Origin of the sequence: Lysinibacillus sp. NPDC093712 (assembly GCF_050280025.1) — a bacterium.
Classification (GTDB): domain Bacteria; phylum Bacillota; class Bacilli; order Bacillales_A; family Planococcaceae; genus Lysinibacillus.
The window spans coordinates 1026467-1047955 of sequence record NZ_JBNNUU010000002.1; the positions used below are offsets into that span (position 1 = coordinate 1026467).

The 21489-nt window shown below is 37.8% G+C and carries 17 protein-coding genes, 1 riboswitch and 1 other annotated feature; of the genes, 7 read left to right on the forward strand and 10 right to left on the reverse strand.

The window, feature by feature from the left end; all coding sequences use genetic code 11:
• Nucleotides 1-77 precede the first annotated feature (77 nt).
• Nucleotides 78-2495: a leucine--tRNA ligase gene (gene leuS / locus ACQKNX_RS12530; protein WP_427429144.1), complete on the reverse strand. Its 2418-nt coding sequence runs from the start codon at nt 2493-2495 to the stop codon at nt 78-80.
• Between the two features lie 91 nt (nt 2496-2586).
• Nucleotides 2587-2799 (reverse strand) — a binding site (T-box leader).
• A 253-nt stretch (nt 2800-3052) separates the two neighbouring features.
• On the opposite strand from leuS, the gene ACQKNX_RS12535 reads away from it, so the two are divergent.
• Complete coding sequence (locus tag ACQKNX_RS12535; RefSeq protein ID WP_427429145.1) at nt 3053-3616, forward strand: transposase; 564 nt, start codon at nt 3053-3055, stop codon at nt 3614-3616.
• A gap of 46 nt (nt 3617-3662) precedes the next feature.
• Here ACQKNX_RS12535 and ACQKNX_RS12540 read toward each other — a convergent pair whose 3' ends face one another.
• The 3 genes from ACQKNX_RS12540 to ACQKNX_RS12550 form a co-directional block, all read right to left on the reverse strand.
• Nucleotides 3663-5444, reverse strand: coding sequence for a SulP family inorganic anion transporter (locus tag ACQKNX_RS12540; RefSeq protein WP_427429146.1), 1782 nt, complete (start codon nt 5442-5444; stop codon nt 3663-3665).
• A gap of 98 nt (nt 5445-5542) precedes the next feature.
• Entirely contained in the window at nt 5543-5890 is a 348-nt protein-coding gene (locus tag ACQKNX_RS12545) for an ArsR/SmtB family transcription factor (protein WP_340822926.1), read from the reverse strand.
• A 136-nt stretch (nt 5891-6026) separates the two neighbouring features.
• The gene (locus tag ACQKNX_RS12550) at nt 6027-7217 is read right to left on the reverse strand and encodes an MDR family MFS transporter (protein WP_427429147.1); all 1191 of its coding nucleotides are present in this window, start codon (nt 7215-7217) and stop codon (nt 6027-6029) included.
• 293 nt (nt 7218-7510) lie between these two features.
• Between ACQKNX_RS12550 and ACQKNX_RS12555 the strand changes: the two genes are divergently transcribed.
• Entirely contained in the window at nt 7511-8467 is a 957-nt protein-coding gene (locus tag ACQKNX_RS12555; protein ID WP_427429148.1) for a TIGR01212 family radical SAM protein, read from the forward strand.
• On the forward strand, nt 8464-9042 hold the full coding sequence (locus ACQKNX_RS12560; RefSeq protein ID WP_427429149.1) for a class I SAM-dependent methyltransferase: 579 nt from the start codon (nt 8464-8466) through the stop codon (nt 9040-9042). Before ACQKNX_RS12555 ends, ACQKNX_RS12560 begins: the two co-directional genes overlap by 4 nt.
• A 771-nt stretch (nt 9043-9813) precedes the next feature.
• Here ACQKNX_RS12560 and ACQKNX_RS12565 read toward each other — a convergent pair.
• Both ACQKNX_RS12565 and ACQKNX_RS12570 read right to left on the reverse strand, forming a co-directional pair.
• Nucleotides 9814-11322, reverse strand: coding sequence for an alanine/glycine:cation symporter family protein (locus ACQKNX_RS12565; RefSeq protein WP_427429150.1), 1509 nt, complete (start codon nt 11320-11322; stop codon nt 9814-9816).
• A 129-nt stretch (nt 11323-11451) separates the two neighbouring features.
• Complete coding sequence (locus ACQKNX_RS12570) at nt 11452-12258, reverse strand: alpha/beta hydrolase (RefSeq protein ID WP_340822920.1); 807 nt, start codon at nt 12256-12258, stop codon at nt 11452-11454.
• Between the two features lie 135 nt (nt 12259-12393).
• Here ACQKNX_RS12570 and ACQKNX_RS12575 point away from each other — a divergent pair, with 135 nt between their 5' ends.
• Entirely contained in the window at nt 12394-12906 is a 513-nt protein-coding gene (locus ACQKNX_RS12575; RefSeq protein WP_139860748.1) for a gamma carbonic anhydrase family protein, read from the forward strand.
• A gap of 362 nt (nt 12907-13268) precedes the next feature.
• Here ACQKNX_RS12575 and metK read toward each other — a convergent pair whose 3' ends face one another.
• A complete protein-coding gene (gene metK / locus ACQKNX_RS12580; RefSeq protein ID WP_427429151.1) occupies nt 13269-14465 on the reverse strand; it encodes a methionine adenosyltransferase in 1197 nt (398 codons plus the stop codon).
• A gap of 254 nt (nt 14466-14719) precedes the next feature.
• A riboswitch (SAM riboswitch) is annotated at nt 14720-14838 on the reverse strand.
• Nucleotides 14839-15040: 202 nt separating this feature from the next.
• Here metK and pckA point away from each other — a divergent pair.
• Nucleotides 15041-16627, forward strand: coding sequence for a phosphoenolpyruvate carboxykinase (ATP) (pckA, locus tag ACQKNX_RS12585; protein WP_427429152.1), 1587 nt, complete (start codon nt 15041-15043; stop codon nt 16625-16627).
• 103 nt (nt 16628-16730) lie between these two features.
• Nucleotides 16731-17702 carry an alpha/beta hydrolase gene (locus tag ACQKNX_RS12590; RefSeq protein WP_427429153.1) on the forward strand — a complete coding sequence of 324 codons (972 nt, stop codon included), beginning with the start codon at nt 16731-16733 and terminating at the stop codon, nt 17700-17702.
• A gap of 196 nt (nt 17703-17898) precedes the next feature.
• On the opposite strand, the gene ACQKNX_RS12595 is transcribed toward ACQKNX_RS12590, so the two are convergent.
• From ACQKNX_RS12595 to ACQKNX_RS12605, 3 genes are read right to left on the reverse strand one after another with little or no spacing between them, the layout of a single operon-like run.
• A complete protein-coding gene (locus ACQKNX_RS12595) occupies nt 17899-18675 on the reverse strand; it encodes an alpha/beta hydrolase family protein (RefSeq protein ID WP_427429154.1) in 777 nt (258 codons plus the stop codon).
• Nucleotides 18650-19126, reverse strand: a complete 477-nt coding sequence (locus ACQKNX_RS12600; protein ID WP_427429155.1) for an NUDIX domain-containing protein — start codon at nt 19124-19126, stop codon at nt 18650-18652. Before ACQKNX_RS12600 ends, ACQKNX_RS12595 begins: the two co-directional genes overlap by 26 nt.
• A 59-nt stretch (nt 19127-19185) precedes the next feature.
• Nucleotides 19186-19746 carry a helix-turn-helix domain-containing protein gene (locus ACQKNX_RS12605; protein ID WP_427429156.1) on the reverse strand — a complete coding sequence of 187 codons (561 nt, stop codon included), beginning with the start codon at nt 19744-19746 and terminating at the stop codon, nt 19186-19188.
• 263 nt (nt 19747-20009) lie between these two features.
• Between ACQKNX_RS12605 and ACQKNX_RS12610 the strand changes: the two genes are divergently transcribed.
• The gene (locus ACQKNX_RS12610) at nt 20010-21479 is read left to right on the forward strand and encodes an L-lactate permease (RefSeq protein WP_427429157.1); all 1470 of its coding nucleotides are present in this window, start codon (nt 20010-20012) and stop codon (nt 21477-21479) included.
• Nucleotides 21480-21489 lie beyond the last annotated feature (10 nt).

A 21489-nucleotide genomic window follows, 5' to 3' on the forward strand; every position in this document is an offset into this window, starting at 1 on the left:
TTTACGATTGTCATTTTGGCGAAAAAAAAACCGTGAAGTACGCTATTGAAAAGCGTATTTCACGGTTCTTCCTATTTTTATTTAACAACGATATTAACAAGTTTACCTGGAATTACAATAATTTTTACCAAGTCTTTACCCGCCATATATTCTTGTACTTTTTCATCAGCTAATGCTACTTTTTCAATTTCTTCTTTTGAAGCATCTTTTGCAACGATGATTTTTGCACGTACTTTACCGGCCACTTGAACAGCAACTTCTACTTCATCGTCTACTAGTTTAGACGCATCGTATGCTGGCCATTGCTCGTAAGACAATGTTTCTTCATGACCTAACAGCTGCCATAACTCCTCTGCGACATGTGGTGCAATTGGTGCTAGCATTTTCACAAACCCTTCAGCGTAAGCCGTTGGAATAACTTCTGCTTTGTAGCAATCATTAATGAATACCATCATTTGTGAAATGGCTGTATTGAACCGAATACCTTCGTAGTCTTCTGTCACTTTTTTCACTGTTTGGTGATATGACTTTTCTAGGAATTTATCGTCTGAAGTTTGAACCTTCGCTGATAATGTACCATCTTCCTCATTGGCAAATAAACGCCAAATACGGTCTAGGAAACGACGAGCACCATCTAAGCCATTAGTAGACCATGCAACTGATGCTTCTAATGGACCCATGAACATTTCATAAAGGCGTAGTGTATCTGCACCGTGAGACTCAATAATCTCATCTGGGTTCACAACATTACCTTTTGATTTAGACATTTTTTCATTACCTTCACCAAGAATCATGCCTTGGTTAAATAATTTTTGGAATGGCTCTTTCGTGTGAACAACACCTAGATCATATAATACTTTGTGCCAGAAGCGTGCGTATAGTAAGTGCAATACTGCATGCTCTGCTCCTCCGATATAAATATCGACTGGTAACCAACGTTTTAGTAACTCTGGATCAGCAATCGCTTCCGTATTGTTCGGATCAATATAACGTAAGAAGTACCAGCTTGAACCTGCCCATTGAGGCATTGTATTTGTTTCACGGCGACCATTCATACCTGTTTTAGGATCAACAACATTTACCCAATCTGTAATATTAGCTAATGGAGATTCTCCTGTTCCTGATGGACGAATATTATCTGTTTTCGGAAGTATTAAAGGTAATTCTGCTTCTGGAACTGGAGTCGTTGTGCCATCTTCCCAATGAATCATTGGAATTGGCTCTCCCCAATAACGTTGACGAGAGAATAACCAGTCACGAAGACGATAAGATACTTTTTTCTCACCTACACCTTTTTCTTCTAACCATTCAATTGCTTTAGCAATACCATCTGCTTTATTTAAGCCGTCAAGGAAGTCAGAGTTAATGTGCTGACCGTCACCTGTAAATGCTTCTTTGTCGATGTCGCCACCTTCAAGCACAGCTACGATGTCTAAGCCGAACTCTTTGGCAAATTCATAATCACGTTCGTCATGTGCCGGAACAGCCATAATAGCACCAGTGCCGTACGTAGCTAACACATAATCAGCAATCCAAATCGGCACTTTATTACCGTTAATAGGATTCACTGCATAAGCGCCAGTAAATACACCTGTTTTTTCTTTAGCTAAATCAGTACGCTCTAAATCTGATTTCATTTTTACCTTTTCAAGATACGACTCTACAGCAGCTTGTTGTTCAGCTGTAGTAATTTCAGCCACTAGTTTGTGTTCAGGCGCAAGTACTGTATAAGTAGCACCGAATAACGTATCAGGGCGTGTAGTAAATACTGTAAAGTTTTTGTCTGTTCCTTCAATGCCAAATGTTACTTCAGCACCTTCAGAGCGTCCAATCCAGTTACGTTGCATATCTTTAATCGATTCTGGCCAATCAACTTCTTCTAAATCATCAATTAGACGATCCGCATAGGCAGTAATCTTCAGCATCCATTGTTTCATTGGGCGACGTTCTACTGGATGTCCTCCGCGCTCAGATTTTCCATCAATGACTTCTTCATTGGCAAGCACTGTACCTAATGCTGGACACCAGTTTACAGCCACTTCATCTACATACGCTAAGCCTTTTTTATATAATTGAATGAAAATCCATTGTGTCCATTTGTAGTATTCAGGATCTGTTGTGTTAATTTCACGATCCCAATCATAGCTAAATCCAAGTTCTTGAATTTGACGCTTAAATGTTGCAATATTTTTTGCCGTAAATTCTGCTGGGTCATTTCCTGTATCTAATGCATATTGCTCTGCTGGTAAACCGAATGCATCCCATCCCATTGGATGTAAAACATTAAAGCCTTGCATACGTTTGAAACGTGAAAGGATATCTGTTGCTGTATACCCTTCAGGATGCCCTACGTGAAGTCCCGCTCCTGATGGATATGGGAACATATCAAGTGCATAAAATTTCGGTTTATCCGTTTCATTTTCTGTTTTGAATGTTTTGTTGACATCCCAATATTGCTGCCACTTTTTTTCAACTTGTTGATGATTAAAGCTCATACTATTTCCTCCTTATATATGTTCAATACCACTTATCGTAAGAATTGACAAAATATTTAAAAAATAAAAAAACTCGCCCCTTCCTTTGTCAGAAAGGGACGAGAGCATTCTTATCTCCCGCGGTACCACCCAAATTAGTGATTACACTCGGCTCAAGCTTCCTTAACGCGGAAATGACGGCACACATAACACTTATGTACGCAGACTCAGCAGGCGAGTTCAATTTGCATCCCTACTAGCTTCCACCAACCGCTAGCTCTCTAAAAAGAACCACAAATTTACTATTCCTCATCAATGTCTTTACATGTATTGCATTTATTCTAATGGAAAGTCCTAAAAAGCACAAGCCTCTTTTTATCGCGGTGCCTGGCACGCACACAATTCACACACAATTTGCGAAAAAAATTTTTTCCTATGATTTTTGGATAGATTCGTGATATTTCGACCTTTTTCCTTGATAAAAATAAAATTATTAGTTACTTCTGATACTTTCCTATATTTGACGTTATTTTCATTCATTTTTATGCTATAGAAAACGAAAAAGGAGGAAGTATCGTGTGCCAAGAAAAAAACGACTTTGGTCTCCACATCATTATCATCATGTAGTAATGCGTGGTAACAATCGTCAACCTATTTTTTTGAATGTTGCTGATTACGATGCTTTTTTTCGTGTACTGCAATATGCTTATCAAAAATACACTTTTAGCATTGTCGCTTATTGCATTATGTCTAACCACTATCATCTTCTGATTCGGTCACCTGAAGTTCCACTAGGAAAATTGATGGCGGTCATCAATTGGCGTTACAGCAATTACTTTAAAAAGAAATATCAATATTGCGGTCATCTGTATGAGAGTCGCTATTTTGCTGATCTTGTTCCCTCACAACTAGATATGCTGAGTGTTAGTCGCTACATCCATCGCAATCCTATTTCAACAGCTCCACCTATTGTTGCGAACATGGAAGATTATCCATATAGCTCCTATCATCTCTATAAGCATAATACATCACCAGATTACCCCTTCCTAAATACGAGTATTCTCAAAAATTGTTTACTTCAAACGTCACAGTTTCATCCTCCATCCTATTGTCAATATTGCGGAGTACAGCAAAAAGAGTAATTGTTAATGCCTTACGAACTGAAAAAGTGCTCCACACGATAATTCATCATGTGGAGCTTTTATTTAAACTAGCTTCAATTGTCAGAATCTTTTCTGTGCCTGTCACTCGATGGTCACTCGAGGAAAAGTCCACGCATTCACGGAAGGCAAAATGTTTGCAGCCAATGCATTTGTTCATATCCAAATCTTTCAATGCCCTGTTAATAGCATCTCCTGTATGTTCATAGAAATTATCTTTGCCAATTTGATCGTATAAACCATTACGCAGCAGTGCCACTTTTAAATCTTCAGAGACACCCGTTACTAAAACAATGCCGCCTTGTGTTGTGAAGTTTTGCACGATATTGCTAAAATAGGACTCTCCCGTAGAATCCATAAAAGGCACTTTACTCATACGTAAAATTAAAACTCTTGGATGGTCGTTCATTGAATGTAGTAATGTCTGCTCAAAGGTTTGTGCTGCACCAAAAAATAGCGGCCCCTCAATTGAATAAATACTAATTTGTGGGCAGTCATGCTTTTGATTGACAACATGTGGCTGTACCTTGCCATTATTTTTTGTATGGTCTGGTAAAACCTTATCTACAACCAACTTCTCACTCATTCGTTTAACAAATAACACAATTGCCAAACCAAGCCCTACTTCTACAGCTATCGTTAAGCTAGCGAAAACCGTAAGTAAAAACGTAATCAATAAAACAAGTGAATCCCCTGATTTCGCTTTCACAATATGTGCGAAATGCTTTCGTTCACTCATATTCCACGCTACGACCATCAACACTGGGGCCATACTAGCTAACGGAATATGGGAAGCAAAAGGCGCTAATAACAATAACGTTACTAATACAAAAACACCATGAATAATACCTGACATTGGGGATGCCGCACCCGTTTTTATATTTGTAGCAGTACGCGCGATTGCCCCTGTAGCAGGAATCCCTCCAAATAAAGGTGTTACAATATTCGCTATGCCTTGCCCTACTAGCTCACGATTACTATTATGCTTACTATTTGTCATTCCGTCAGCAACCACCGCTGATAAAAGAGATTCAATTCCTCCCAACATAGCAATGACAAATGCAGGCCCAATTAATAATTGCATTCGTTCAAAGGTAATTTCAGGTATTGAAAACTCCGGTAAAGTATTTGGAATTTGGCCGTAAGCTGTAGCAATTGTTGCAACTTGTCCTGAAAAAAAGAAGCTAGCAACAAGTGTAGAAACAACAATACCAACCAATGCGCCAGGTACTTTTGGAAAAATTTTAGGTGTCACTAATATTATTACAAGACAAATGATTGCTATAAAAATACTATAATAATTTGTTGTACCAATATGCACCAAGAGCTCTTTCATATTAGCGATAAAATATTCATGCCGTGTAATATTTGTCAGACCTAAAAAATTGGCTATTTGCCCCGTAAAGATAATGACCGCAATACCCGCAGTAAACCCTATCGTTACAGGACGCGGAATAAATTTTATCAGGGAGCCCAGCTTAAAAATGCCCATTAAGCATAGCAAGACACCCGCCATTAACCCCGCAATCAATAGATTTTCATAGCCGTAAGATAAGACAATTCCTAATAGAATGGGCACAAAAGCACCAGTAGGACCGCCAATTTGATATTTCGAACCACCAAAAAGTGAAATCAGTATGCCTGCAATACACGCTGTATAAATACCGTATTCTGGTTTTACACCTGATGCAATTGCAAAAGACATTGCTAAAGGAATTGCAACAATACCAACAATAATCCCAGACAATAAATCCTTTTTGAAAAGATTAACTGAATAACCTTCAAACCGCCCCGTAAACAGTGACTTCATATAGTAATCTTCCCTTCGAAATAATAAATTCTTTGAATCCAGACCGTTCTTTTATTCAATACTAGGCTGTTTTCTAAGGGGGAAATGAAAATATGACCTTACATCATCTCTTCATCATTTTCACTGACGGTCATTTCTTCTAATCTTGAAATTGTATGAATTAAATGGTTGTTAAAAATGTCTTTGGCAACACGCAGCAACTCAACAATCATCGGATCACTCAAAGAATAGTAAACTTTTTTTCCTTCCTTCGTGCCATAAACAATATTTTTCGCCCGTAATACACTAAGCTGCTGTGAAACTGCTGAGCCCTCTTTTTCAAGGCAACTTTGAATCTCATTAACACTTTTTTTACCATCTACCAATAATTCAAGAATTCTAATTCGTAACGGGTGTGCTAAAGCTTTAAAAAAATCAGCTTTAAACTGTTGTAAGCCTTCTTCCACGTTAATCCCCCCATTATTATGTCTACATATTCAAATATTTGAATATGTATGATTGTATCGTTTTACGAGGTCGATTTCAATCCAAAAAATAAAAAAAGCGAATGATTTGCATTCGCTTTAATAATATAAATTGTCTTTAATTTTCAGAATTGTTTCCGTGCCTGTCACTCAACAGCAACGGTCGGTCATACATAAGGCATGGGAAAATACCTATTAATACAATGATTACTAAAATAGAAACGAGTGCAATCATACCAAACTGATCTACCATTATGCCGCCGAACAATGGACCTATCATACGGCCTGCTGTTGCCGCACTATTGATAATCCCTTGGTAGAAACCCTCACGTCCTTTTGGTGCAAGCTGATTCGCAATTGTAGGTAATGCCGGTGTATAAAACATTTCTCCAAATGTTAATACGACCATTGCAGCTGCAAACATTTTAAAATCTTCAGCAAATGCTATAATTCCAAATGAAGCTGCTATAAGCGTAATACCAAATACTAATTGACGCTTTATTTGATGCTCCCAGCGTCTCACAAGTGGAGCAATTAACGGCTGCCCAACCACTATTAGAAGTCCATTAATAGTCCAAAGTAAACTATATTGCTTTAACCCTAAACCTAAATCTTGCGTATACGAAGAAATTGTTGCACTCCATTGTGAATAAGCAAGCCAGCATAATACTGAAGACGTGCTTAAAATTAATAGCGCATAAAATGGTGCTTTATTTGTAATGCGTTTACTCTCACTTACTACATTTTTCAGTGCAATACTTTCTGAATCTATTCCTTTAAATGTAATCAATGCTATGAAGAAAAATAGAATATACATTGCTAAATTGACCACAAAGACATAATCAAATTGATAATCTGCAACAATTCCAGCTAATGCTGGACCAACGGCAACACCTACATTTTGTGCTAAATAAATCGCATTAAACGCTTTACGTCCGCCCTCAGGCCAAGCAGCTCCAGCTAGCGCAAACATTCCTGGAAATACAATGCCTCCACTAAATCCAAGGACGGTTAAGAACCACACATAATGAGGCCAACCATGCCAAATCGTTAAGCCGACCAACGAGGCAACTGTTAAAAGAATACCTAGCATAATAGATTTGTAGCCACCAATTCTATCAAATAAAAATCCACCTAAAAGATTCCCCAACACACCTGCAGCCGAATTCAACATTAAAATAAAGCCAGCCATTGCAAGTGTCTTTCCTAGGTAGTCATGCATATAAATGGCATTTAAAGGCCATAAAAAAGAGTTGCCCGTTGTGTTCACAAGCATACCGATAATTAAAAACCAAACACTTTTTGGCATATTCCTGACCTCCGTTATTTCGTTTCTCTAAATAGCTAGTTTATGCTGAAAAATAAAAAAGTACAAGGAAAATAAATTTACCTTTTCTTCATAAAATATTCCTTTTTTCAATAGACTTTTTTCTTCATTGTGCTCTTGCTATAGCAGACATGCGTTCCTCCATCTGGACAATAAATCACATTGTTTATTTAAATGAATAAACTTGCATCTCAACCAATCCTACATATTAAAATTCTTATCCATGACGGAACCTTACGCACATGATAAAATATAACGTTAGAGGAGTGAAATACATGACAGAAATAAACTTTCCTTTTCCTACAGAGGGGAAAAGATACTATACATGGAATCGATATTTACGTGATCAGTTCGGTCATAAAGTATTTAAAGTAGCGCTCGATGCAGGTTTTGATTGCCCGAACCGTGATGGTACTGTTGCATTTGGGGGTTGTACATTTTGCAGTGCTGCAGGGTCAGGAGACTTTGCGGGTAATAAAGTAGACCCAATTGATGTGCAGTTCGCAGAAATTCGTGACAAAATGCATCAAAAATGGAAAGATGGCAAGTATATGGCTTACTTCCAAGCGTATACCAATACACATGCACCGCTTCCCGTCTTAAAGGAGAAATTTGAAGCAGCATTGGCACAAGAAGGCGTAGTAGGACTTTCAATTGCGACGCGTCCAGACTGCCTTCCAGATGATGTTGTAGAATATTTGGCAGAACTAAATGAACGCACTTATTTGTGGATTGAACTCGGACTTCAAACAGTTCATGAAAAAACAGCAAACCTCATTAATCGTGCACATGACTATGCAACATATGTAGAAGGTGTTGAAAAACTTCGTAAGCACGGAATTCGCGTATGTTCACATATTATAAATGGGCTTCCACTAGAAGACTATGACATGATGATGGAAACTGCACGCGCAGTTGCTAAGCTCGATGTCCAAGGCATTAAAATCCATTTACTTCACCTATTAAAAGGGACACCAATGGTAAAACAATATGAAAAAGGCATACTAGAATTTTTAGACCAAGATGTTTATACAAAACTAGTAGCCGATCAGTTAGAAATTTTGCCACCACATATGGTTATTCATCGTATAACAGGTGACGGGCCAATTGATTTAATGATTGGACCGATGTGGAGTGTCAATAAGTGGGAAGTACTAAATGGGATTGATGCGGAGTTAGAACGCCGTGGCAGTTGGCAAGGTAAGTTTTTTAATGCTGAGGTCACAAAATGAAGCTTCAACGAGTCTTACAATATGCACAGCAATTATTAGTAGACACGATACAAGAAGGCGATACAGTTGTAGATGCAACAGCTGGAAACGGCCATGATACATTATTTTTAGCACAGCTTGTTGGCGATAACGGACAAGTTTATGCATTTGATGTGCAAAAAAGCGCTGTTGACGCTACATTGCATCGTCTGCTAGACAACGCGTTAGAGCATCGTGCCCTAGTGTTACATACTGGGCACGAAAATATTACCAAACATGTGCAAAAGCCAGTTACTGCTGCAATTTTCAATCTTGGCTATTTACCTGGTAGTGACCATGATATTGTGACAAAACCGAATACAACTATTCAAGCAATTAAAGATTTATTACAACTCCTAAAAATTGGAGGCTTAATTGTACTTGTCATCTACCATGGCCATCCAGGTGGTAAGGAAGAACGTGACGCTGTTATTGAATTTGTCAGTCATTTACCACAAAAATATGTACATGTGTTAAAATACGAATTTTTAAACCAACAAAACGATCCACCATTTGTCATTGCCCTAGAAAAAATGAAAGACTTACCTACCAATTAACCCTTTATACAAAAGCCCGAAACTTGAAATTTCGGGCTTTTTCCTTTCTCAGCGGCACAAAGAATTATGATGGAATACTTTTTAATATAGAAAATACTGTTTCTATATAATTTTTGCTAGATGTCTTCTATGATAGTACTCTATTTATTCATCAAAATCTTAGACAAAAGACATTAAACAGTTAACGCTTGATACTTTTGTCATTTTTTTATCCTTTTGATTTTCACGAAAAAATGAAATATTACACTAACTTAGGATTGGTGCCAGGCACTCTGATTAGAGTGGAGGGCGGACGACACCTGCTCATAACGAACAAAACGTAAGACGCAAAAGACCGCGCGTTAGCGAAAGTTGTGGCTTACCATGTGCCCGCGGAAAGCGACCGCCCGTAGCGGAAATCAACGGCAGTAGACCTCTAAATTTATTTAATGATTAAAGCAGACGACTATCCAATATAATCATAAGTGCGATAATTGTACTGTATTTTAACTTTTTCCTTCGAAAGAGCGTGTTGACACTAGTTGATTGGAGTGGAGGGCGGGCTGACTCCTGCGGGAACAGCGCAAAACGTAAGACGCAACAAACCGCGCGTTAGCGAGGGTTGCGGCTTACGATGTGCCCGCAGAAAGCGACCGCCCGTAGCGGAAATCAACGGCAGTAGTCATCACTTATATTAATTTAAATAAAAAAAGGACTATAAACAAACTCGAAAATCTTCGAGTTTGTTTATAGTCTGAAGTCCTTTCATAATGAGAGGACACTTTTTATCCATTATTTATTTTTTCGTTTATCATTGTATTCAATCCAGAAATCTGCACCTTTAATTCCTAGTTTACGAGGATCAAAAACAGGGTCTTTGCCCTCTTTTTTCTGTTTCTCGTAATCTTTTAATGCTAGAATCGCAGGTTTCATAATAATTAAGATGGCAATAACATTAATCCATACCATTAAACCTAAGCCAACATCTCCCATTGCCCATGCAAGGTCCGATGTACGAACCGTTCCATAAAATGTTGCAATTAAAAAGGCAATCTTAGCTATCCAAATGAAAATCTTTTCGGTTTGCCCAGTGAATAAGTAGGCTACATTCGTTTCAGCTATATAGTAGTACGCCATAATTGTCGTAAATGCAAAGAAGAATAGAGCAATTGCTACAAACTCTGAACCGATGCCCGGCAATGAAGATTCCACTGCATATTGTGTAAACGCTGCACCTTCTTTAATACTTTTCGCAAACGTAATTTGTTCGTCTCCAGTCAGACCATTTTGATTAAATTCTCCAACATAAATAAACTGATCTGTACCTTCAGCAGCCTTTTCATTCTGCACATTATACATACCTGTAAATAAAATCATAAATGCAGTAGCCGAACAAACTAATAATGTATCAATGTACACAGATGCTGCTTGCACAATACCTTGTTTAGCAGGGTGTGAAACTTCTGCTGCTGCAGCTGGATGCGCTCCAGTTCCTTGACCAGCTTCGTTTGAATAAATACCACGCTTAACCCCCCAAGCAATCGCTGAACCAATAATACCCCCAAATACTTCTTGTGCACCAAAAGCACTCGAGAAAATTAAAGAAAATACAGCAGGCACTTGTGAAATATTCATAAAAATAATAACAATTGCCATTAAAATATAAGCTAAAGCCATGAACGGTACAACTACCTGTGCAACATTTGCAATCGATTTAACCCCACCGAAAATAATTGCAGCTAATAGTACAACAATAATGATTCCTGTAATCCACGCATCCATTCCGAAAGCGTTTTCAACAGCGACTGAAATTGCATTTGACTGAACTCCAGGCATTAATATTAACATTGCGATTAACGCCGCAATCGCAAAAATTATTGCAAACCATTTTTGTCCCATTCCTTTTTCAATGTAAAAGGCTGGACCACCACGGTATTCTGTATCTTTCTCTTCTTTATATATTTGTGCTAATGTCGACTCAACATAAGCCGTCGCCGCACCGATGAAGGCAATGGCCCACATCCAAAAAATTGCACCAGGCCCCCCCATTGCGATTGCAGTTGCCGTACCAGCAATATTACCTGTACCAACACGCCCTGATAATGCAATCGACATTGCCTGGAAAGAAGAAATTCCTTTTTCCGATTTCTCTCCTTTAAACATTAAGACGAACATATCCTTAATGAGTCTTACTTGCAGGAACCGTGTAATGATTGAAAAGAATAAACCAATCAATAAAATACCATAAATAAACCACGGCCCCCATAAAATACTGTTCAGAAAACTTACAATACCTTCCATTTTACCCCTCCCAAAATATGAATATTCTTACTTTAAGACATTATAGTATTACATTTTTCTGAAAATTACAACATTATTTTTAAGTTACTATACATCTTATTCAACAATATTTTTCGGAGGGGAAACATTCTATCGAATTATATATCCAATTCGACGCAAGGCATTATTAACAAAATCTCGGATATAGACAAAAATCTCTTCACGCTCTATTTCATGGAATAGATTATGGTAGCATTTTGCCCATTCTTTAAATTGGAATTCAGCAAACTCCTGCTGATGTAGCCAATTGCGTGTTTGTCTAGTTTCCGTGATACTATCTCTTTCCCCAGTCATAATAAGCATAGGCGTGTTCGGAAACTCTGCTTTTGGCATGACCGCTAAATTGCGCATCATTTGCTGTAATTCACGATACCACTTTACTGAGATAACGGACTTAAAAGGAAACTCATCCTTCATTTCATCTCTGCCTTCGACACTACGCGTTAATTTATCAAACGAGATATCGTGTGTCATTTTAACGCTTGCCGTTAAAGCACTTAAGCTAGTTAATGCATTTGATAACTTACCAGGCTGTAATTTCAAATGCAGCCAAGGTGATGTCAAAATAATTCCTGCACACTCATATTTTCTCTTATGCATTGTATGAAGGATTAACGTTGCTCCTAGTCCATGCCCCATTAAAAACACTGGCAAATCATATGAAAAAGCATTTTCAATTAAATGCCTTGTATATTTGTTGTACTCTTTAAAGTCCTCATCATGAACACGTGAGAGTTTCGCATTTGCCCCATGATTCGGTAAATCCCCCATGACTACGTGGAAGCCTTCCATTCTGAGTTTTTCAATAAGCCATGCGTACCAACGGTGATTTTCATAAGCACCGTGAACAATAGCAATCACAGCCTTCGCTTGTCCATCAGCTTCCCATTTCCACATTCACATAGTCCTCCTAAATAAATAGTTACACAATGATTATAACGAAATATTCTCGTCATTATAAAATTATATTTGCATAAAATTGCGCATTTGATACGATAATACTACATCAAAGAAAGAAAAGAGGCGTTTAGCATGATTTATCCGTTCAAAGACAAAACACCTAATATCGATCCATCAGTTTTTATAGCTGACTATGCAACCGTTACTGGTGACGTAACGATTGGTGCCGAGACAACTATATGGTTTAATACAGTTATTCGAGGCGATGTATCACCAACAATAATTGGTAAAAGAGTAAGCATCCAAGATCTTTGCTGTCTACATCAAAGTCCAAAATATCCATTAATAATCGAAGATGAAGTAACAGTTGGACACCAAGTAACTTTACATAGCTGTACAATTCGAAAAAATGCATTAATAGGTATGGGATCAATCGTGTTGGATGGGGCAGAGATAGGAGAAGGTGCATTTATTGGTGCGGGTAGTCTTGTACCTCCAGGTAAAGTCATTCCTCCTAATTGCTTAGCATTAGGTCGTCCAGCAAAAGTTGTACGTGAATTAAATGCTGAAGATAAAGAAGACATGGAACGTATTGTTAGAGAATACGCTGAAAAAGGTCAATATTACAAATCTCTTCAAAAATAATGGATGCCCTAAAAATACGTAGGCTGCGATATAGGTGTAAGTGCTCTAGTAAGAAACAAAATTATATAGGATAAAAAATAAATTCGCGATTTCCTTCCAAGGTAAACGGAAAGACGCGAATTTTTTGCACGCAATTATGCCTAGGCATAATTGCGTCCAGATTTTTTACAGTCAGCTCTAAAAGCTTCCTTAGAAAATCTATGACATCCGCCGGGGCCTTTAACTTGCTTCAGCATTCAAATCCAACCTTTAAAAGTGGGGTATGAATGCTGAAGCAAGTTAGAAAGGGGCCTTTAAGTAGCCCCTTCAATACAACATTTGCTTATGTTTACCACATATACGAATGCTCTTTACAAAATAGCTTATAGACTAACTTTTTCTCTTAATGCATCTGCCTTGTCCGTATTTTCCCAAGGCACATTTAAATCTGTACGACCAAAGTGACCATAAGCAGCCGTTTGTTTGTAAATTGGGCGACGTAGATCTAGCATTTTAATGATGCCTGCTGGACGTAAATCAAATAGTTCGCGAACCCATTTTACGATTTCGCTTTCGCTTACTTTTCCTGTACCAAATGTATCTACTGCGATTGATACTGGTTGTGCTACACCAATGGCATAAGCAAGTTGGACTTCAGCACGTTCTGCTAAACCTGCAGCAACAATATTTTTTGCCACATAACGAGCAGCATATGCAGCTGAACGGTCTACTTTTGTAGCGTCCTTACCAGAGAATGCTCCACCACCATGACGTGCATAGCCACCGTATGTATCAACGATGATTTTACGACCAGTAAGTCCAGCATCTCCTTTAGGCCCACCAATAACAAAACGACCTGTTGGATTGATAAAATATTTCGTCTGAGCATCTAATAATTCAGTAGGAACTACTGGTGCTATTACGAACTCTTTTAAATCTGATTGAATTTGCTCAAGTGTCGCTTCTTCATCATGCTGTGTTGAAATAACAATCGTATCGACACGAACTGGGATGTTGTGTTCATCATACTCAATCGTCACCTGTGTTTTACCGTCCGGACGTAAATATGATAGTTCACCTGATTTACGTACTTCTGTTAAACGACGAGCTAATTTATGCGCTAAACTAATTGGTAAAGGCATTAATTCAGGTGTTTCGTTACAAGCGTAACCAAACATTAATCCTTGGTCTCCTGCGCCAATAGCTTCAATATCTGCATCAGTCATAGAACCTTCACGCGCTTCTAATGCTTGGTCTACACCTTGAGCAATATCTGGTGATTGTTCACCAATTGCTACTAGTACTGCTAAGTTTTCAGCATCAAAGCCATATTTGCCGCGTGTATAGCCGATTTCTGCTACTGTATCACGCACGATACCTTTAATATCTACATAAGTAGAAGTAGTGATTTCTCCTGCTACTAATACTAATCCTGTTGTTACAGTTGTTTCACACGCTACACGTGCATTTGGATCTTCTTTTAAAATGGCATCTAAAATGGCATCCGAAATTTGGTCACAAATTTTGTCGGGATGTCCTTCTGTTACACTCTCTGATGTAAACAATCGACGGTTTGTCATTTGATTTTCCTCCTATTACTCTTACAAATAGCATTTGCGAAATTAATACGGTACTCATTACCCATGTCAAGTTCGCTCCTGAAGGATAGAACTTTCAAGCCGTTGTTGCTTTTAACATGAGGATTTCGAAAGATCCGTCATTATAATAAGGAAAGAATTGTATATACTTACCTTTACATTCATTATGAAAATAAAAAAAATCCTTTTCTCACGTCTTTACATGAGGAAAGGAATAATGACTTCGTAACCTTTCACTCTTATCGTTCAAGGGTTTTCCCCTTGCATCAGGTTGGCACCAGCGCATGTCGTGAAATAGTTCATGCAGGTTGCCGGGTTTCACAGGGCCTGACCCTCCACCAGCTCGGGATAAGAGTATCCGTTCAATTCCTCATCTTACGTAAAAGGTCGAACGTTGTCAATTATTTTATGACTTTTTGTTGAAAGTTATTTAAAACACGAAAATAATTTTTGAATTAGTATAGATTATTAAAGCAATTGTGTTATACTATTTTTGAAATTAAGAAAAACTCCCTCAAACTCAAGGGAATATTATAAAAAAGGATGGTATTTAATCGATGAATTCAGTAGAAATTGCAAACGAACTGAAGGAATTATTAAACGGCGGGAACATTAACGTTCAACTTTCAGTACCACAATTAGCGGAAAAAGCTACATCTCGTGGTGAGGCTATGTTAACAGTAGATGGCGCAGTTCGTGCAGAAACTGGCAAATACACTGGTCGTTCACCTAAAGATAAATATACGGTAGAAGAAGAAAGCACAAAAGATAAAATTGACTGGGGTAAAGTAAACCAACCAATTTCTTCGGAAGTGTTCGATAACTTATATGTAAAAGTAGTTAAATACTTAAAAGAACGTGACGAATTATTCGTATTCAAAGGTTTTGCTGGTGCTGACAAAGATTCGCAATTAAGCATCCAAGTAATCAATGAATATGCTTGGCATAATCTTTTCGCCCATCAATTATTTATCCGTCCAACACAAGAAGAATTAGCTTCTCATGTTGCTGACTTCACAGTTATCTCAGCTCCTAACTTTAAAGCAGATCCAGCTATCGATGGTACATCTTCTGAAACATTCATTATTGTATCACTTGAAAAGAAAATCATCCTAATCGGTGGTACTGAATATGCTGGTGAAATGAAAAAATCTATTTTCGGTATTATGAACTACCTATTACCACAACAAGGCATCCTATCAATGCACTGTTCAGCAAACGTTGGTGAAGCTGGCGACGTGTCATTATTCTTCGGTTTATCTGGTACTGGTAAAACAACTTTATCAGCTGACCCTGACCGCAAATTAATCGGTGACGATGAGCACGGCTGGTCTGACAACGGCGTATTCAATATTGAAGGTGGTTGCTATGCAAAAACAATTAACCTTTCTGCTGAAAAAGAACCTGAAATCTATAACGCAATCCGCTTCGGTTCTGTACTAGAAAACGTAGCTGTAGATCCTGAAACTCGTGTTTGTGACTACGATGATGTTTCATTAACAGAAAATACACGTGTTGCTTACCCAATCCAATATATTGAAAATATTGTTGATCCATCTGTTGCAGGTCATCCAAAAACAATCGTCTTCTTAACTGCTGATGCATTTGGTGTGTTACCTCCAATCAGTAAATTAACAAAAGAACAAGCAATGTATCACTTCTTAAGTGGTTTCACATCTAAACTTGCAGGTACTGAACGTGGTGTAACAGAGCCAGAACCAGTATTCTCTACATGTTTTGGTTCTCCATTCCTTCCACTTCCAGCAACTGTTTATGCTGAAATGTTAGGTCAAAAAATCGATGAGCATGGCGCACAAGTATTCTTAGTAAACACTGGCTGGACTGGTGGCGAATACGGTACAGGTAGCCGTATGAAGCTTTCTTACACTCGTACAATGGTACGTGCTGCAATCGATGGTAAACTAAACAACGTTGAAACGACTCAAGATGCTGTATTTGGCTTACACATTCCTACAGCCGTTGAAGGTGTACCTTCAGAAGTGCTTAACCCACGCGATGCATGGGCAGACAAAGCTGCTTATGATGTAAAAGCTGCTGAACTTGCTGGTCTATTCAATGACAACTTCAAGAAATTCTCAAATGTTTCTGAAGCAATCACTAAACTTGGTGGTCCATTAAAATAATAATGCGGCTAAGGGAACGATTTATTCGTTCCCTTTTTTTTACCCGTTTTTATAAAAAATACTCTTCAAATTTTTATGTTTTGGATAGTATTGGAGGATACATATGAAAAAAAAATACAAAATACTAGTTGGCATCATAGTTTCATTATTTGTGTTGTTTATTGGAGCTGGATTTATTGCAGGCAATTACTTTTACAACTTGGCGTTAAATCCACAATCTGATAAATCAGCCGTTCTTGATGCACCGCATAATTTAATTGATTCTAATCCGAATGAAGTGAAAGAGAAAGAGGCTCGTGAAACATGGTTTAACAGCCATTACGAAGAAACAACGATTCAATCCGTAGATCAACTAAAACTACATGCCTATTCCATTAAAAATCAAAATGAATCAAACAAATGGGCAATTATATTTCATGGCTATTCAAGTGATGGATTACAGATGACCAAGTATGCAAAACACTTCTATGACATGGGCTATAACGTACTTATTCCTGATGCGAGAGGTCATGGTAAAAGTGAAGGAGACTATATCGGAATGGGCTGGCATGATCGCTTAGATGTCGTGTCATGGATTGACAATACGGTTCAATTAAATAACGATGCAGAAATTGTCCTTTTTGGAGTTTCGATGGGGGGCGCTACAGTAATGATGGCATCTGGCGAAGAATTACCTACAAACGTTAAGGCAATCATCGAGGATTGTGGGTATTCTTCTGTTTGGGACGAATTTTCTTATCAGCTAAAAGAGATCTTCCACTTACCAGCCTTCCCTATCATGTATTTTGCTTCAGCCGTAACGAAATTAAAAGCTGACTATACACTTGGAGAAGCTGATACGGTCAAACAAGTTGCAAAATCACAAACACCGATGCTATTTATCCACGGTAGTAACGACACATTCGTCCCTTCTTCAATGCTAAATGAAGTCTATGACGCAGCCAATGTGCCTAAAGAAAAACTACTTGTTGAAGGTGCTGGACACGGTAGAGCCGAAAATGTAGCAGGAGCAAAATATTGGGAAACAATTCAATCATTTATAAGCACGGTGCCTGTCACTCACACAATTCACTAAAATAGTCCTATTTTTTATTACTAATACAATAAAAATCCACGAACATCCCTAAGGCAACACAAGTAGCGTAAGACGTAAAAACAGCGCAGTTAGCGACGGTTTCGGCCTACCTTGTGCCCATGGAAAGTGCAGTGGATTTTTATGATTTATATGTGCCAGTCACTCACACAATTTAAAATGTCCTGCTGCTAGAATATCATTGTTTCTTCATCCATTCGCATAAAGCGCGTACAGTTTCTCGATTTTGAGCAGGTGGATATTGATGTGCAAAACGGTAATCATACCACGTTTCATGCGTTTTATTGGCATCTTCTAAGTAAAATGCTAATTGCCTTGCATGTTCAATATCAACATTTTCATCACGATAGCCATGAATAATAAGCACCGGGGCTGTAATGTGTTCAACTTCAAATAATGGTGTACGTGCATCATAAGCCTCTGGTACACGATTAGGCGTACCTCCAATTACGCGTTTCATCATACGACGCATATCCGTCCGCTCCCAATAAGTAGCTGTCGCATCAGAGACACCTGCCCACGTAACCACCGATGTAATATCCTTACGTAAAATTGCCGTCCACAGCGCCATAATACCTCCACGTGAAAAGCCAAACACATGAATATTATCATTGCAAAATTGCTTTAGTACATCTACTCCATGCACTGCATCATAACGATCCTGACCTGCAAACTCATCACGACCTTCTCCCCCTCTATTCCCTCGATAGTAAGGGGCAAAAACGATAAAACCTTGTGCGGCAAACTGGGCAACACGAGCTGGTCTCACCATGCCGATGCTTTGCATTCCTCCACGTAAATATAAAAACCCATCGTATGTACCTTCTGCCTTAGGCTCTGCTAGCAAGCCTTTAACCCGTAATCCAAGTGATAAATAAGTAATTTCTGATAAGCGAATAGCTGGATTCGGTGAAGGATATGGACGTTTTTCAACTATTTCCCCATTGATCGTCATAGCGCTTCAGCTCCTCTAGCATTTTTTGCATGCCTTCGTCCTTCATATGAAAGCTTAAGTTTGGGTGACTTACAAACTCTTCATCAGTTAGCCAGACCATTCCCGATGTCTCCAAGTCAAACTCTACCTTCTCCTGACTTCCAAATTGCGCAGTAAAGACTGTTTTACAAAACAATAGTTCACCATGAACAGCGTATTCTGCAAACCACCGAAGATTTTTCACATGTACACCTGTTTCTTCAAATACTTCTCTAACAGCAGCTTGTTCTAATGTTTCGCCAGGTTCTACCTTACCGCCTGGGACTTCTACGCCTCGACGCTTATGAATCGTGCATAACCATTTATTTTTATGCTTTAAAAAGATGAGTACATGCTTCGGCTCAACTTCAAACTCACCTCTTGTAAAGCTTAAATCCACTTGAAAACCATTTAAATCTGTAAATGAAAACATTCCATTCCACTCCTATTATTATATTGTAACGAATGTATTCATTACGCTCTGCTGACTTATTATTTCATATACTGCGAGGAATCAATCACAAGGAAATAGTGACATTCTTCATTTGTCATATTGATAAATCGATGCTCTGTATCCGCTTCAAAAAAGAAGGAATCCCCTGCTTCTAATTCTTCATAAAAAGCGCCACGTCCTAATTCAACACGTAACTTCCCGCTTTTAACAAAAATATACTCTTTCACTCCTGATTTATGTGCCGGAAATATACCCGACTCTTTATTGGCTGGAATGATATTTAAAACAAACTCAATGCCTCTAGAAGGAACGGAAGGTGATAATAAATGACGTTGAAACCCCGACTTTTCGTCAACATATATTGGGCGTTCATCTTTTCTTATAACTACAATATCCCTTTTTTCCTGTTGATCTAGCAAAGCAGAAAGCGTTGTATTTAATGCCTCTGCAATTTGACAAGCTACTTGAATCGTTGGATTTTTTTCTTCTCTTTCAATTTGAGATAGCATCGAGGCACTCACGTTACTTACTGCTGAAAGCTCCTGTAATGTCATCCTATTTTTTTTCCTAATAGCATTTACTTGCTTTCCAAATCTCATTATAAAAGCCCCTCTCACTATTTCATTATGCAGTCTAAGCAATCTTATTCTTATTGGTTCGTCCTACTATTATTTTTACTATAGTGAAAATTTTATTCCATCTAGAGATAGCTCTTTTACTATGATATTGCACATGATATACAACAATCAACCTATAAGATGATTACCCTCATTACAGAAAAAAATGTCCAATAGTACATATTTACACTTTAGCGAAAATAAAATATACTAAAGTGAATAAATAAACATAGGAGTGTTGTTCAATGATAAAAGTCGTTTTAGCACTATTACCTTTAGCTAGTATTTTATTTATGATATTCATTTTAAAAAAATCTTCTATTTTTACAGGCACTGTCGCTTGCATACTTACAACCGTTATCGCTATATCTCCTGTATTTCACACTAGTGTCGAGTTACTTCCTAAACCTTTCATCAAAAGTTTTCTCACAACAGTGCCAGTTATTTATATTTTATTTTTTGGCATTTTATTATTTCATTTAATGGAGAAATCAGGAGCGATACAAAAAATAGCTACTGCCATCGCCACCTCTACCGATGACAAAACGTATCAAGTATTGTTATTAGCTTTAGGGCTCTCCCCTTTAATTGAATCTGTTAGTGGCTTTGGCTTAGCGGTAATTGTTATTGCACCTATTTTAATAGCTTTAAAATTTAATGCGATCCAATCTTCTCTCATTGCATTAATTAGTTTATGTATAATTCCTTGGGGGACGTTAGCGTTGGGCACTATGATTGGTGCATCATTAGGAAACATTCCTTTAGTGGATTTAGGTGTTGGTAGTGCCCTTATGTGTATCCCTATTTATATTTATTTCGCCTTTTTAGTTACTTATATTGGGGTCGGAAAAAAAGCAATGAAAAAGAAACAATGGCAAATACTATGGATAGGATTGATATTAGGTTTAAGCGTATGGATTAGTAATCGTTTCATCAGTGTGGAGCTTGCAGGTTTAGTTGGCTCATTAACAGTTATCATAACAATTTTTATGATGATTACTTTACACAATAAGAGCAATCAGCATCGTTCTAATGCATTGTTAAAAAATATTTCTCCATATTTACTGTTAATCGTTTTATTGTTCGTTTCAAGAACCATTCCACCCATTAAAGATTTTTTAACTCACCTATTTACCGTAACGATAAAGTCTTATCATTTTCAGTTATCTTTTTTATATTCACCTGGATTTTTTCTCTTCATTGTTTGTCTTTTTACATGTATACTATTTCGTTTAAACAGCGCATCAATAATCGATAGCATCAAATTAACAATCAATAAATGTTACCCCGTATTGCTTACTACTTTTTTATATATTGTTGTTTCAGAAATGATGTCAGAGGCAAAGATGATTCAGCTACTATCTTTAACTGCTGCAAATTCTTTTGGTTCACTTTTTATATTCATTACACCTTTAATTGGCGCTACGGGGGGTTTTTTAACTGGTAGTAATACGGCTTCAAATACGATGTTTATTCGATTACAAACAGAAACTGCGATACAGATTGGAGCTTCTCCCACTTTACTCGCTTGTATCCAAAATGTTAGTTCATCTTTAATGACCATGGTAAACCCTTCTAGAGTGGCGTTAAGCTGTTCTGTTTGTAATATAACTACACTTGAAAACAACATTCAAATAAAATTGGCTATGGTTGGTCTAGGTACGCTTTCCATTATTTTTATAGAAATCATTTTCCAATTACTATTCCTAAAATAAAATATTTAAG

Excerpts from the sequence above, each read along its gene's own strand:
- pckA (WP_427429152.1), top strand. The coding sequence starts at position 15,041 with ATGAATTCAGTAGAAATTGCAAACGAACTGAAGGAATTATTAAACGGC.
- ACQKNX_RS12600 (WP_427429155.1), bottom strand. The coding sequence starts at position 19,126 with ATGTTTTCATTTACAGATTTAAATGGTTTTCAAGTGGATTTAAGCTTT.
- ACQKNX_RS12565 (WP_427429150.1), bottom strand. The coding sequence starts at position 11,322 with ATGGAAGGTATTGTAAGTTTTCTGAACAGTATTTTATGGGGGCCGTGG.
- ACQKNX_RS12540 (WP_427429146.1), bottom strand. The coding sequence starts at position 5,444 with ATGAAGTCACTGTTTACGGGGCGGTTTGAAGGTTATTCAGTTAATCTT.
- ACQKNX_RS12605 (WP_427429156.1), bottom strand. The coding sequence starts at position 19,746 with ATGAGATTTGGAAAGCAAGTAAATGCTATTAGGAAAAAAAATAGGATG.
- ACQKNX_RS12590 (WP_427429153.1), top strand. The coding sequence starts at position 16,731 with ATGAAAAAAAAATACAAAATACTAGTTGGCATCATAGTTTCATTATTT.
- ACQKNX_RS12555 (WP_427429148.1), top strand. The coding sequence starts at position 7,511 with ATGACAGAAATAAACTTTCCTTTTCCTACAGAGGGGAAAAGATACTAT.
- leuS (WP_427429144.1), bottom strand. The coding sequence starts at position 2,495 with ATGAGCTTTAATCATCAACAAGTTGAAAAAAAGTGGCAGCAATATTGG.
- ACQKNX_RS12570 (WP_340822920.1), bottom strand. The coding sequence starts at position 12,258 with ATGTGGAAATGGGAAGCTGATGGACAAGCGAAGGCTGTGATTGCTATT.
- metK (WP_427429151.1), bottom strand. The coding sequence starts at position 14,465 with ATGACAAACCGTCGATTGTTTACATCAGAGAGTGTAACAGAAGGACAT.
- ACQKNX_RS12575 (WP_139860748.1), top strand. The coding sequence starts at position 12,394 with ATGATTTATCCGTTCAAAGACAAAACACCTAATATCGATCCATCAGTT.
- ACQKNX_RS12560 (WP_427429149.1), top strand. The coding sequence starts at position 8,464 with ATGAAGCTTCAACGAGTCTTACAATATGCACAGCAATTATTAGTAGAC.
- ACQKNX_RS12610 (WP_427429157.1), top strand. The coding sequence starts at position 20,010 with ATGATAAAAGTCGTTTTAGCACTATTACCTTTAGCTAGTATTTTATTT.
- ACQKNX_RS12595 (WP_427429154.1), bottom strand. The coding sequence starts at position 18,675 with ATGACGATCAATGGGGAAATAGTTGAAAAACGTCCATATCCTTCACCG.
- ACQKNX_RS12550 (WP_427429147.1), bottom strand. The coding sequence starts at position 7,217 with ATGCCAAAAAGTGTTTGGTTTTTAATTATCGGTATGCTTGTGAACACA.